Raw genomic sequence first — 14,878 nt, 5'->3', positions numbered from 1 at the left:
GTCTCCAACATTTATTTCTTATCAATACCAACTACTTTATACTCGTAATCCTGATACACAAATCGTTCCTCTATTCGTCTGCCTAAAAGGTCTTTACAGAAAGGATTCATGGTATCTTTATGATAAGGATTAGGCTCCATTTCAATCTCAAACATTTCTTTGGACATGTTATCTTGAATGTAAGCTTTGTCCCCAAACCATATGGTCAATTCTGGATGAACAGGGGTTACCGCTTCCATGGTTGTTTTTTCTTGACCCTCTAAGGGTATCTTGTCAGAATGGGGTATGTCTTCATTCCCTAACTGCTCCTTGATCGCTTCTAACCCATCTTTAATATTCTGAATGACTTGTTCCGAATCTTTCCACCAATCAAGACTCCATATACGCATCAAATGCCAACCCCTGAAAGCCAAGAATCGCTTGCGATGAATATCCCTTTCTCTGGTAGAGGATTGTTCTCTATAGGATGTACCGTCACACTCTATGCCTAACAAGTAGCCACCCTTGTCCTCATCATACAGGGCTAAGTCAATTTTGTAATCCGATACCCCCACATGTTTTTTTACTTGATAGCCATCCTTTTTCAATCGTCTGTACATCTGTTCAATCAAACCATCTTCATGGAGGCCGCTTTCTCTCTTTTTATCTGACAACACTAATTGCTCCAGTACTTGTTTGGATGCCTTCTCGTCTCTTATAGCAATTTCTTTTGCATATTGCAGATACTGTTTGAAGAGCTTTGCTCCTCTATTCTTCGTCTCTTCAACCTTTAATGCCTCCGGCTCAATGGATGTGATGACATATACTTTTTGCTTAGCACGACTAATGGCTACATTCAGTCTGTTTTCGCCTCCATCTTGAGATAAAGCACCAAAATTCACAGATAGACGTCCTTCTTCATTGGGCGCATAGCCAATAGAGAAAATAATAATATCCCGTTCATCACCTTGGACATTTTCAATGTTCTTAACAAATAAACTGACATCTTCATTTCCTTTTTTTCTGTTAATTTCTTCTTGATAGCGTTTTCTAAAGTCTTTGTCGTAATTACCTCTTGCATCCAATAGATCACTAATCAAGTCTTTCTGAGTCACGTTAAAGGTAATGATGCCGATGGTTTCATCATGTTTTCTTGTTCGAAGAATGTCATCTACCAGATCGACAACTTTACTGGCTTCTGTGTTGTTTTTACGTTCAATCCACTTACCCTCTACTTTGATCCGTTCGATAGGTGATGGCCTATGGGTGCCACTGTTCTCAATGTTAGGGGATATGTTTAACTGGCCATTGTAAAAAGCATAATTGGAGAAGTTAATAAGTTCTTCATATCTGGAACGGTAGTGATAATTCAAGTGGACATCGGGATAATTCACTTTTGCAAGATCCAAAAGGCTTTCTTCTTCAAAAGCCGCCGCTGTTTCAATGGTGGTCATTTCCTCGTCATAATCATCATAACGGGACATAAAAGCGGCACTTGGTTTTAACTGTTTATCATCACCGGTAACCACCACTTTTTTACCTCGATAAATAGCAGGGATAGCATTTTCCACATACATCTGAGACGCTTCATCAAATATAACCATATCAAACATACCTTCTGCCAACGGCAAAATGTCTGACACCGTTTCTGGACTTAATAACCAACAAGGGAAAACGGTAAGCAGCAGTTCACGAAATTCGATCACATATTTACGAATAGGCCATAGCTTACGTTTTTTCTCTGCCTGTCGTTTAAATTCTTTGAAAACAGGTGTATCAATAAAAAGTTGTAACTGGTCATTCCACTTGCTTTTAATCAGCGCACTGGTGAGTCCGTTTTTCTCTTCCATCAGGTGATTAATAGCGCTTACCATATCGTCATACATGGAGAAATGGAGATAAAATTCATTGTATTCTTTCGTTTTTTCCACTTCATGGATAGCCATTAAAGTAGAAAATTCTACGATGTTCTCCAGTGTATCTTGTATTTTATCTTCTAGGGCTCTGCCATGTTCTATCTCTTGATCCCTTGTATTATCAGGGTCTTGTTCTTCAAGAACTTTTTCTTGGTCATGGATAAGCATGGCATAATCAAGCATCTTGACTTCAAGATGGGATAGACTGTCCACACGATTTTTTGAATGAATGTAGACGTCAAGATGCCCTGCTGCTGCTTGTACATCCTCAAGGGTCTTTGATATATCCCATTCTGTCACAAACCGATGGCGTAGCGTATTGAAGTCTTCTTCCCGTATCATGGCTTGAAGGGGCATCCATTTTTGTATGATAGCATTGTTCCACTGACCATACTGGCTAAACCGATTGGTCAATACGTCTTGATGTGCTGCATACTGCTTTGCGTTCTTTTCTCTTGTTTCTTTGATATCTCTGTGATGAAGCCAGAATCCTGGGTTCCACCACTTATTATCCTCATCTTCTTCCACCAGATGTCCATGCCTTTTATGATTCACGTCCTTGGCGTACTGTTCAATGTCTTTCTGGCTAACCTGAAAATGCTGCTGTTTATACAGTAAACCTAAGGTTTGATAATCTTCCATATCTATGTCGTCTTTATGCTGGTTAATCATGTCCAATATATCCATGATGTGATCTTGTAAATCTTGGATCTCCACAAAATCTAATAAACGATCAAAAGCAGCGTACATGGGGTTCTCTAATCGTTTATGCTGATAATCCATGTAAGCCTTAATATTGATTGTGTTCTGTACAAGATGGCTCTTGGCTTCATCAAGTTCATGAAAGGTATAGCCTTGGAATGGGTTTTCTTTTCGATACAGACGGTAGTCATGATAACGTGGGTCTTGGGTAGACGTAATGGCTTGGGTCTTCGTATACATCTCATAAAGGGATATACCAAATGCTCGTTCTTCATGAAGTGTTCCCCCAATCTTCTCAAGGTAGCTAACCTTCTCATCAATAGCTGTTGCTGTATCATCTATTTTTAGATTAAGTGATGGGTCATAGTCCATGGCTTTATGATCCACGCAATCGCATACTTTCTTATAGAAGTTCTTCTTATCCTTATTATGGTCATGAACCAACGCAATCTTCGTGTTGATGTCTGCTAATCGATTATAGATGACATCTAAAGCTGCTCTTTTTTGAGATACCATAAGGACTCTTTTACCCTTTGCCAGTGCATCACAGATAATGTTTGCAATGGTTTGGGATTTTCCGGTTCCAGGGGGTCCATAGATGACCATGTGATGTTGGTCGTTAACGCTCTGAACTGCATTTTCCTGGCTATGGTCAAGAGACGATAAAAAATAAACTTCCTTTTCGGAGATAGGTTTTGTCTTATTTTCTTTCATCCCATCTGTTTGGGTTTCAAAAGCTTCTGCATCTTTTACTTCCTTTTTGTTCATTAGCAATGATTCTAGGGCATGATTATACAAATCCTCCTGCTCCATGATTTGATAATCGGTATAGATGGAGTTGGATAGAGGAAATTGCCCCATAACCATATAATTTTTTAACTGCAATTCTCCTGCTTGGTACGTAGGGATGGTTGCATTGGTATAGTCCTTGAACGTTTCAATGGCTCTTGACCCTGAATTAACGATATGTATTTTGTTATCATCTAAGTAATGCAATAAGCCCGTTATCACATCTTCTGTAAAACATTCCAGTGAGGCGTATTCTGTCTCTATGTCTGTCACCTTTACATCATTAAACTTGGCATATGCAAAGATAAACACTTTATTAATCAACACTTCCTGCTCCACCATGTTGGATAATTGCCACCTGTTACTGACTTTTTCTAGCTTAATAGGAAACAGGAATAAGGGTGCTCTTACAAAAGATTGGTCGTTACACCGTCCCTCAACAAAAGGATAACCAAGGTACAACTCATATTTCCCTGTCTCTTTTTCCACTGCATTGATTTCTCTTAACAAATAATTAATATGATTGGAATAGGCCGTCATGGTATCAATCTTATCATCTAATGACTTCTTATCTGCAATCAGGTCCATATCATATTTTTCTTGAATGGCTTGCTTTCTATTTTGTAAAACTTGGTGTTCTTCTTCTGTCGCATCTGTTAAACCGTTCATGGTCTCCTCTAATGCTAACATTTCCTTTTTTCGTTCCTCTTGGTTACGCTTATCCAATGCTTTTAATGCTTCGTTTCTCACACGATAAGGATCTTGTAAAATAATCTTCTTGTTTTTTTCTCGATTCAGTAAGAAATCAATTAACGTCTTGTCCAAATCCTCTATAAAAGGTAACAGTCTTCCTAAGTCAAAGGATCGTTTCTTATGTATTTTACGTAATACAAGACTTCGATTGCGACCACTTAGATTAATTAATCGATCTCTATAGGTTTGTAATATAGCTTTCATGGTATGTACCCCCTATAATAATGTGACATGTCCCTTAATTTTCGACACTTCATATGTTTTTCATTATATCAAAATTTAAAATGAATACAATGTAAAAATATGAAAAACTGCCATATGTTAGGGATTGTTAACATTTACGATAAAAAGAATTCATAGTCTTTGTTAACCATTAAAAAAATGGTAATAAAACACACAAATTCATAAGATTGGATTGAATAAGGTATTGTCATGGTCTAGTTTATTCTTCCTTAGTTGAAGTTACTAAAAAAAGATTGAATAACCGCCGGATCATAAGATCCGCATTATTTCAGCTATGTATGGCTAAATTCTTTCATAGAAACAGACATAATAGGTGTCAATATGGTTAAACTAATGGTAGACGAACTCATATTTTAAGCTTTTTCTTCTAATATACACAGCCATCGGTATCTTATCAATTTCTGTGAAAGGGAGATGATTTATGCTCAATAGCATTTTTGAGACACGCACTCGCTTAAAAGACGGCTATCACATTTCATTATCTTTGCCAAGGGACGAATATCAACTTATCTACGGAAATCAAGTCAATAACACTGCTGCTAAGGATATTTTAAACGAGTACTTAGAATATCGTGATGATGACGGACGACCAGACTACATCAAAGCCTACGACCATGATATCAGTAACATTGTCGAAATTGAAGCTCACCTCAACTACGAGGGAAATGAACACAGGGATTATTCAACATCGCCTATTGGATTGTTTGATAGTTTACGAAGTACTGAAGGATAACATGAAAAACCGCTTAATAAGCGGTTTTTCTGTTGTTACCATATTTTAGTTTTTTTTTGATTATTTTAGGGCATGTTTATTTAAGATTTTAAAGAATATGTTTATTATGATATACTTTGTTTGCAAATAATGGAACAAGTTTGAATCCATATCCGTCTAATCAATCAAACATATTTTTCTTTCTTATGGAAGATATCCAAATAAAAGATTTAGGAGGGGTTGTATAAATGAAAAAATATTTAAGCATCCTTTTGTGTGTATTTTTATCTGTTAACCTAACATCATGTATAGGCAATCAAAAAACTTCTATAAACAATAATGAAAAAGGTCTGGTTGCAAAAGCGTTATACCCTAACAGTGTAGCATTTGACGATTTTGATGCAAATAAAAAAATACGTGCTGACAATGAAGTCAGTATGGATTATATAGAAGCTATTCAAGACTTTACTTATCACTCCACCTCTTCCATATTCCATACGAACAATCACCATGAGAATATGGTGTACTCACCCTTAAGTTTATACATGGCATTAGCTTTATCCGCGTCCGGGTCTAGGGGTCAGACCCAAACAGAGTTTCTATCGGCTATGTATATAGACAAATTAAGTATACAAGAACTCCAGAGGGAGTCTGGTAATCTTCATCGCTTACTTTATACGGATAACACCATTGGGAAGCTGTGGTTAGCTAACGCATTATGGTTAGATCAAGATATTGTTTTTAAAGAGGACTACATAAACAATGCTTTAGAGCATTACTATGCATCTACGTATTCCGTTGATTTTAGTGAAGAAGAAACGAGTAAGCTCATGTCAGATTGGGTGTTTGAGAATACACGAGGGACTCTTAATGTAACCCTTCCTATTAAGTCTAATCAACTCATGTCCATTATCAATACGCTATATTTCTATGATGAATGGCAAAGTAAATTTGATGAAGATAAGACTAAAGAAGACGTGTTTTATTGCCTTGATGGTACAGAGGTCACCTGTGATTTTATGAACAAAACATACGCTAGTCACCGTTTTATTGAGGGAGATGGTTACACAAGTGCAAGCCTGAATTTCAAAAATAGTGCATCCATGACCTTCTATTTACCTGACCATGGTATAGACATCTACGACCTTGTTTCAACAAAGGATAAAATTGCCTCACTTTTAAGTATAGATAGCTCATCTAAAGTTGTTAAGAATGGGGAAGTCATTTTCCAAGTGCCAACATTTAGCTTCGGGTCCACATTACCTTTAAAAGAAACGCTTATATCCATGGGCTTAGAGAAAGCTTTTGAATCAGATGCTGATTTTTCCAATATAACTGACGACATGGCTTTTATTTCAGATGTCTTACAATCCACACATATCGCTATTAATGAGAAGGGTTGCGAAGCTTCTGCTTACACCCAAATAGATTATTGTGGCAGTGCACTCCCAAAAGATAAAGCTGAAATGATATTGGATAGACCTTTTCTCTTCACCATCACATCCCAAATGGGTGTGGTATTGTTTATTGGTATTGTGAACAATCCTTTACTTTAGTGAGAAAGCCTTGTATGTTAGAAAAATGACATATGTTTATCATTACCTCTACTATTCATTCACCGTAATAGTAGAGGTTTTTTATTAAGAAATGATACTTGTCATGATGACTTTCTAAAAAAGGAATATAATTCCTTAATGGAGTCATAATAAAAGTAATCGTATTCCTAATAAACGCATGATGATCGCAAAAAAGAAGGGTCTAAAATATGTTTAGAAAATTGTCAAAGGTATATCATTATTATCGATTAAGGTTAGAAAATGATAAGCAAACACATGACGAAGATAATCTTAGTGGCGTTTCTAATATCCCACAAAATATACCCACTTCACTGGAAGAACTCATAGAGTATTTAAATAAAACATTTGAAGATTATGGTGATCTGGTCTTAAGAAAAGTTCAATTAGGTGATGACGCCAATAAAATTGTTGTGGTCTATATTAATGGGTTAATTAATAAGCAAAGGTTAAACGCCGATATATTAAAACCCATTATGATCTATTCAAGAACAACAGATTTGGATAAAACTATTAATCAACGTACTTTACCCCAGATATTAATGGAAAACTTACTTCCTACCTTTCAAATCAAAGAAGTTACGCATTTGGAACAATCAATTAATGGTATTCTTGATGGGTATGCATTGATATACATTGAAGGAAATGCCATGGCTCTTCAAGTAGATACAAAAGGATGGAGTGAAAGAAATGTTGATAAACCCATTACAGAATCAACTGTTAGGGGACCCAGGGAATCCTTCATTGAATCATTGGAAACCAATATTTCTCTGCTTCGCAGAAAGATTAAGAACCCTAATTTAAAAATTGAAAATTATCGGATTGGGGAGCAAAGTCATACCAACGTTGTGATTTGTTATCTGAAAGGTATTGTTGATGATAACATTATAAAGACTGTAAGAAGTCGATTAAAAAAGATTAAAATCGATGCCATATTGGATTCAGGGTATGTGGAGCAATTTATTGAAGATAATCCTTTTTCAATCTTTCCAACGATAGGGAACTCGGAAAAACCGGATAGAATAGCAGCCAAAATATTAGAAGGAAGAGTAGCTATTTTTTGTGATGGGACACCTACTGTTCTAACTGTGCCTTATTTATTTACAGAAACAATTCAAGCCAGTGACGATTATTATTCAAGATTCTTTTTAGGATCCCTTAATAGAATTCTTAGAACACTAGCCTTTATCATCACCATATCTGCACCAGGGGTATATATAGCACTCATCACCTTTCATTCCAATTCAATACCATTAAAACTGTTATTATCCATAGCTGCTTCCGTAGAAGGTCTACCTTTCTCACCGTTCATAGAAGCACTATTTATGACAACAGCTTTTGAATTATTAAAAGAAGCAGGTATTCGAATGCCGCGACCATTTGGACAATCAATCAGTATTGTTGGTGCTCTCATTATCGGTGAAGCTGCTGTTAATGCAAGCCTTGTAAGCAATATAATGGTCATTATTATTGCATTAACAGGTATCTGTAGTTTTATTATACCCCCTATACAAGATTCTGTGCATTTGATTCGTTTAACCATCATGCTTGCTGCTAATATATTAGGCTTTTTAGGCATTATTATCATACTCATGCTGCTGTCTATACAAATGTGCTCCATAAGTTCATTTGGTGTACCCTATATGTCGCCTTTAGCACCTTTTCATAAAAATGAGTTAAAGGATTCCGTGATTAAGTTACCCATATGGATGATGACTAAGCGGCCCAAGTCTCTGATTGGGGATAATCCTAATAAAACACGCATGAAAAAACGTCAATAGAAAAAGAGGGTTCATTATGCATAATACGTTTAAAAAGTTACTATTACTCCTTATGATTCCTTTTCTTATGTTCATGGTAACTGGATGTTGGGATAATGTAGAATTAACGGAAAGAGCTTTTATTTCTGGGGTAGGGCTGGATAAAACTGCTGATGATGAAATAGAACTTACATTACAGCTAACCAAGCCTTCGGAAGTGAGTCAAGAACAAGATAGCAAAACAGGTAAAGAACCCGTATGGACCAATACTTCCAGAGGTGAAACCCTTCATGAAGCCGTTAGGAATCAATTTACAACAGTCAATAGAAAACCCTATTACAGCCATATTCAGATAATCGTTATTGGTGAAACACTGGCAAAAGATGGCATCAAGGATGTACTGGATTTCTTTGAAAGAGACCATGAAACAAGCTTAACACCAATGGTTATCATTGCCAAAGGAACAACTGCTAAGAATATTATCAATGCCAAAAGCGATCTAGAGAATGTTCCAGCATCTCATATCCGACAAATCGTTGAGGCCTCCAGTGTCAATCTTGCCATTCTAAAATCCCAGTTAATCGATGTTCTAAAACAACTTAGTTCAGCAGGACATGATTTAACCACAAGTGTGATAGAGATTGTTAATGAAGACACAGACCTTAACATAAAAGATATGAAAATAGAAGGCGCTGCTGTTTTTGAGAAAGATACGTTGATTGGATGGCTAAGCCCTTGTGAAACGAAAGGATTGAAATACCTACTCAACAAATCCGGAAGCGGTATTATCAATATTGAGAATCCACTTGATAGAGAAAAAATGATAGCCATTGAACAACTACGAGCTAAAAGTAAAATAGATGTGCGCATAAAGGATGAAAACACCTTACTGTTAGTAGAAGTAAAATCAGAAGGAACCATTGGAAACCAAGAAGGTATTGGGGATCTATCAACCCAGGAGATGATTGATATCTTAGAAGAAGAAACCGCAGACGTCATTAAACAAGAAATACATCAAGTGATCACGAAGGCACAAAAGGAGTATAAAAACGATATTTTTGGTTTTGGAGAAGTTGTTCACAGGAAATATTTAGGTGCTTGGCGGCAAATAAAAAACAATTGGGATGAGGTTTTTAGCACCACCCCTATTAAAATAGAGGTTACATTTAAACTAAACAACACAGGTATTATTGAAAAAACTTTAGAAGTTAGATAGAAAGAGGTTCTTCCCATGACAATCATCATGATTATTTATTTTATTGTCCTTATAGTCGATATCGTAGAATTAATGAAATCTCATACACAAGGTAAGATATGGATTACTTATATCTTTCTGCTCGGTATAGGTTTATCCATTATACAATTGCAAAGGTTAGATCAAACACTCAATCCATCTAGAGTAATCGAGAATATCGTACGCGTCTTTTTATGAGGTGATGCCATGGTTAAAAACACAAAAATATCCGGTTATCAATTATCCATGTTAATTGGTACATTCATATTTGGAACGTCACATGTTATCAATATAAGTAAGCATGTCTATCAAGATGTATGGATTTCTTATCTATTAGGATGGGCAGGAGGTTTTTTATTAATTAGCATATATGTTGCTATAAGTGTATTACATCCATCCAAGAACCTTATTAACATCTTAAAAGATACTTTTGGAAAATATCTAGGCAGTGTTATCGGCTTATTCTATATGGGTTATTTTATTCATCTAGCAGCTCTTGTGCTTCGAGACCTTGGGGAATACCTAACCAACATAGATTTTCATGAAACACCCCTTATTTTCATTGTCTGTTGTCTAAGCATACCCGCTATTTATGCTGTAAAAAAAGGGCTGATCGTTATAGCTAGAACCAATCAACTATTAACCTTAGCATTATGTATTACCCTTGTTGTTTTAATCATCATTCCTTTAAAATACCTTGATTTTAATAATGTTTTACCCGTTTTTGAAAGTAACTTTTCTGATATTACAAACATCGGTTTTTTATATTTAACCTATACGTTTGGTGAGACCGTCATCTTTTTAATGATATTTGATAAAGTCAATAAATCAAAATATTTATTTAAATCCTCGTATATCGCCCTTGCAATAGTCGGTCTCCTTTTATTCACGTTGCTCTTACAAAATCTAATGGTACTGGGGCCAGACAAATTTTCAAGGAATATATACGCCATTAATACAACAATAAGCCGTGTTACAAATCTATCCATTGGCCCACTTATTTTAATCACGTTAATCATTGGAGGAACATTTAAATATATTATATGTATATACGCATCTGTGAAAGGAATCGCTCAACTTTTAAATGTCGATGACCACAAGCCATTTGTATTACCATTGATTACAATCGTTGTACCATTATCGATATGGTTACATGAAAATTTGCTGGATAAGCTGAACTGGACGACGGAGATATACCCCTATTATGTTATCCCTTTTCAGATTGTCATTCCTTTGGTATTGCTCATCCTTTCATACAAGAAGTATGGGAAAAAAATCAAAGTTCATCATAAGGAAAAATCCCTTGCATAACAGAAAAAAATCCTCCCTAATATAACAGGAGGATTTTTTTATATGTATATTTTTATAGTAGAGGAGTAAGCTATTTAATCATCCAAAAGCGTTATTTCAGTGACATTTGCATCATCACCTACAGTCACTTCTGTTATCTTAACATCATCATTAATAGCGATGTCATCAATGGTTATTGTCTCATTTGAATCTTCTCGCTTCATGACCACGTCTTCGCCAACGGCAAAGGTTTTTTCCACGTTAGCTACACGAATGGTTATAAGATATTCCGTGGTTGTCTCTGCAAGGGAAATAACTTGTCCTTCATAGTATTGGGTAACAGGTTCTTCCACTTGTATTTCAATTTCTGTCACAGTTACGGCATCATGGTCTTCCACTTCTGTAATTTTCACAGTATCGCCAATGTTGATGTCACTGACTTCAACGGTTTCATCTTTACCTTCCACTTTAATCACCGTTTCATCCTTAATGACAAATGTTTTTTCTTTATTATCCTTTAGAATGGTGATTAACTTATCGGTTGTTGTTTCAGTCAAAGCATACACTGGACCTTCGTATACTGTGGTGATAGGTTCACTCACTTGTATTTCAACCTCTGTAATCATCACATGGTTTCCTTCTGTGATTTCAATGATTTTTACCATGTCGTTAATTTTAATGTCACTCACTTGTAACACACCGCTGTGACCTTCTTTTTTAATCACGGTTTCATTACCCAATACAAATGATCTAGTTACGCCATCATCTAGAATGGTTATGATGCTTTCATTGGCAGCTTCTACCACCTTGATAACATTGCCATCATACATCTGTAAAATCTTATCCGTTTCTTTCTCTATGGTTTCTATGTAAACCACTTTATGGTCATAAAACTCAAGTTGTAATGTAGAACCCACTTGAAGGTCACTAATTGCAATTTCTTTGCCATCCATATCATAAATCAGCACATTCTCACTGAGTAAATAGCGTTCTTGTCCGCCATCCTTTGTGATTGTGATAATACCATTGACAACTTGTACATATTCACCCATCTCTACTTTATCATCTTCACTTTCTATTTTATCATCTAATCTAGAAAAAAGTGTTGCCATCTCAGCTCTTGAAAAAATAGCATTAGGTCTAAATTTGTTTTTATAACCTGACATTAATTCCAGCTTACTAATTAAGTAGATGTAACCACTGTTTCCTAGTGGTATGGAACCTGCATCTTTATAGTCAAGGGGTTTATCCATACTCGCTAGTGCTTCTTCTTCCATCCCTAAAGCTCTTATTATATATTTTGCAACCACATAGCGTTTAATGGATTCATCAGCATTAAAAAACTCAATCTCAGCATCATTAATGAGGCCTTTTTTGTATGCTAAGACAATGTATCCAATGGACCATTTAGGTACTTTTAAATGTTTGAAACCATCTGGAAGTTTTTTAATGGCTTTTGCCTCATCTTCCCATCCCATAATACGAATAATCATGGCAATGGCTTCAATATTTTTGGTTGATTGATAGGGGTTAAATCTACCGTTGCCATCACCCATAATAAGATTTTTGGCAGCCATTCTTTCAATGTATTGATTTGCCCAATACTGCTTGTCCACATCATCAAATCTTTTTGTATTCTTGTGTTCCCACTTCTTATTCCAACTTGTATAACTACTCTTATCTCTTCCTTTGTTGTCGTCTCTCTTTGCCATGGCTACATTTGATAATAGTAATGACACTACCAGTATCAATCCAATTATTCTCATGCTTCTAAACTTCTTCACTATAATACCTCCTAAGTTTTTATGTTTGGGCATTATATCTATTCGTACAATATTTTACCAATATAGGGGTATTTTTATATTTTATTTATTTTTTTCTCTTTTGGTGTCTTAATCCTTTTTTCTCTCCTGCTGATTCTGTTTGTTTCTGGGATTTCTCTTGTTGCCTTTATTGTATCTGGTTTTTATATGATCATCATCTTCATGATCATCGTCTTCATGATCTTCCCTATCTTCTTCCCACTCTTCAACCCTTTCTTTTCTTCTATTATTGTCTTTACTCTCATTATATTTACTGTTTTGCTTTCTGTCTTCTTTGGTGTCTTCATCATCATCTTCTTCTTCATCTTCTTCATCTTTCTCACGGACTCTTTTACTTTTATTCTTATCCTTTCCTTTTTCTTCTTCATCTGCTCTTTCTTTGAGACGGCTATCTTTTTTAGATTTTTTATTACTTTGCTCTAGGACCTCTTTTTTATCCTTATCTTTATCGTCCTCATCATCTTCACTAAACGCTTTCTGGCGTCTATTAGGTGTCTCTATTTCTTCTAATATATCCTCTGATTCAACCTTTATGGTATCCTTAGCCTGCTTATTTACTTTGTTTTTATCCGTTTTTTTATCCAAACGTCTACTATCTTCTTTCATCTTTTCCTTAGATTTATCTTCTTTCTGCTTATTAGGCTGAGGCTCAAGAATGGATTCTTCTTCCATGGTGTCTTTTTCCTTTTCAACAATATCCTCAGCTATTTCAATAAGTGCTTCTATTGGTTTCTGCTCCAATTCTTTTGGTTCATAATCTGTATGATTTCCCATGATATTTTCTATTAAGATAGCTTTTCCTAGTGATTCTCCTCTATTTTTCACTTCTTCATAGTCATTGGTTGACATCCTTATTGTATGGACATCTACTTGACTATCCTCTTCTAAAGCCTCTTTCAATATATCCATTGTATGATGGTCCATGTGATCATAGGTGATGAGGACATGACTATCTTCTACCTGCTCTTCTTCAAAGGTTTTATGGATAATTTTACTCATGGTGTCTTCCACTTTTGTATATTTATAGCGGGTCATGTTATTGACAAGATTTTTCCCATCTTCATTTAAGCCATTCATCTTCAATACCCGATTAAATCGATTATAGATGATTTCAATGTTAGGGTTTATATCCAGATTAACATAGCCATAAGGTGTATAATATGCATAGGCACTAACACCCAATCCGCTCATTAAGATGACAATAACAAGAATGGCTGCTATTCTTCGAATATTCTGCTGTACCCCTACTGGAAGGGTTATCTCCATACCGATGATAAGGTTCTCTTGAGGCTTCTTTATTTTCTTGAATTGACCATCACGGGTCATGACGATAACATGTTTATCTTTTATTTCCATGACAACGGCTCGCATATTGTCACCTCCTATATGTATTCTTTTAACAATTGGTAGTCCCCTACTTGGATGATGATCAGGGCTATTATATATATTCGACCACGTTCTACTTTCTTTCGGTGTACTTTCATTTTCTCTACGATTTTTTGTATGGGTAAGCGTTTATGATGATGTATGTACGTCATGAGGGTGGAATCCAACGTGACGTATGCTGCTATGTCTTTATACAATCTTCTGGTCTTTTTATGTTTAGGTGAGTGCCGAACCAACTGTTCAAAGTCAATGCCCCACCGTTTTAATTCTTCTTGGTACTGGATAATTTCTAATTGTCTTAATTCGTTTTGTGATTTCATGTTATAGGCTTCTATACTTTTCTGATTGTATACATCAATGGCTGTTGGCATATCCTGTTTTTCTAATAGAATCTCACCATCTTCATGGTGTTTTTTTCTTGCATAGTCAATGAGTCTTCGACTAATGACCAGTTTGCCAAAGGAAAGAAAGCTGCCTTTACTTGTATCGTAACTGTCAATGGCTTCATTAAATGCCATTAAAGCAATGGATAATTCCTCATCCCTGCCATATGCCACATAACGGCCTATTTTTTGTTGAACAGTTGAGGCTATAAAAGGCTTATATTGTTCAATAAGTTCATTTCTTATATGTATATTTTTTTTTGCTAACATTACAGATTCATCTAACGACTTATTATGTTCCAATATAATCACCTCCCCATTTATAGTATAAGAT

The 14,878-nt window shown here is 35.6% G+C and carries 10 protein-coding genes; 6 read left to right on the top strand and 4 right to left on the bottom strand.

Annotated features, from left to right (window positions below; genetic code table 11):
• Positions 1-11: 11 nt before the first annotated feature.
• Positions 12-4,343, bottom strand: a complete 4,332-nt coding sequence (locus tag HZI73_RS02435) for an AAA domain-containing protein (protein WP_212696673.1) — start codon at positions 4,341-4,343, stop codon at positions 12-14.
• Positions 4,344-4,866: 523 nt separating this feature from the next.
• On the opposite strand from HZI73_RS02435, the gene HZI73_RS02430 reads away from it, so the two are divergent.
• The 6 genes from HZI73_RS02430 to HZI73_RS02405 all read left to right on the top strand — a co-directional run bounded on the left by HZI73_RS02430 (position 4,867) and on the right by HZI73_RS02405 (position 10,973).
• Positions 4,867-5,115, top strand: a complete 249-nt coding sequence (locus HZI73_RS02430) for a hypothetical protein (RefSeq protein ID WP_212696672.1) — start codon at positions 4,867-4,869, stop codon at positions 5,113-5,115.
• A gap of 227 nt (positions 5,116-5,342) precedes the next feature.
• Positions 5,343-6,650, top strand: a complete 1,308-nt coding sequence (locus tag HZI73_RS02425) for a serpin family protein (protein WP_212696671.1) — start codon at positions 5,343-5,345, stop codon at positions 6,648-6,650.
• Between the two features lie 209 nt (positions 6,651-6,859).
• Positions 6,860-8,449, top strand: coding sequence for a spore germination protein (locus HZI73_RS02420; protein WP_212696670.1), 1,590 nt, complete (start codon positions 6,860-6,862; stop codon positions 8,447-8,449).
• 16 nt (positions 8,450-8,465) lie between these two features.
• Positions 8,466-9,644 carry a Ger(x)C family spore germination protein gene (locus HZI73_RS02415; RefSeq protein WP_212696669.1) on the top strand — a complete coding sequence of 393 codons (1,179 nt, stop codon included), beginning with the start codon at positions 8,466-8,468 and terminating at the stop codon, positions 9,642-9,644.
• Positions 9,645-9,659: 15 nt separating this feature from the next.
• Positions 9,660-9,860, top strand: a complete 201-nt coding sequence (locus tag HZI73_RS02410; protein WP_212696668.1) for a hypothetical protein — start codon at positions 9,660-9,662, stop codon at positions 9,858-9,860.
• A gap of 9 nt (positions 9,861-9,869) precedes the next feature.
• A complete protein-coding gene (locus HZI73_RS02405) occupies positions 9,870-10,973 on the top strand; it encodes a GerAB/ArcD/ProY family transporter (RefSeq protein WP_212696667.1) in 1,104 nt (367 codons plus the stop codon).
• 74 nt (positions 10,974-11,047) lie between these two features.
• Here the strand turns inward: HZI73_RS02405 and HZI73_RS02400 are convergent, their stop codons facing one another.
• The 3 genes from HZI73_RS02400 to sigI form a co-directional block, all read right to left on the bottom strand.
• On the bottom strand, positions 11,048-12,736 hold the full coding sequence (locus HZI73_RS02400; protein WP_212696666.1) for an S-layer homology domain-containing protein: 1,689 nt from the start codon (positions 12,734-12,736) through the stop codon (positions 11,048-11,050).
• Between the two features lie 108 nt (positions 12,737-12,844).
• Entirely contained in the window at positions 12,845-14,146 is a 1,302-nt protein-coding gene (locus HZI73_RS02395) for an anti-sigma factor domain-containing protein (RefSeq protein ID WP_212696665.1), read from the bottom strand.
• A gap of 11 nt (positions 14,147-14,157) precedes the next feature.
• Complete coding sequence (gene sigI / locus HZI73_RS02390; RefSeq protein ID WP_212696664.1) at positions 14,158-14,847, bottom strand: RNA polymerase sigma-I factor; 690 nt, start codon at positions 14,845-14,847, stop codon at positions 14,158-14,160.
• Positions 14,848-14,878: the final 31 nt, after the last annotated feature.

It is taken from the genome of Vallitalea pronyensis, from assembly GCF_018141445.1.
GTDB classification, from domain to species: domain Bacteria; phylum Bacillota; class Clostridia; order Lachnospirales; family Vallitaleaceae; genus Vallitalea; species Vallitalea pronyensis.
This window is presented reverse-complemented; position numbering and strand designations above follow the sequence as displayed.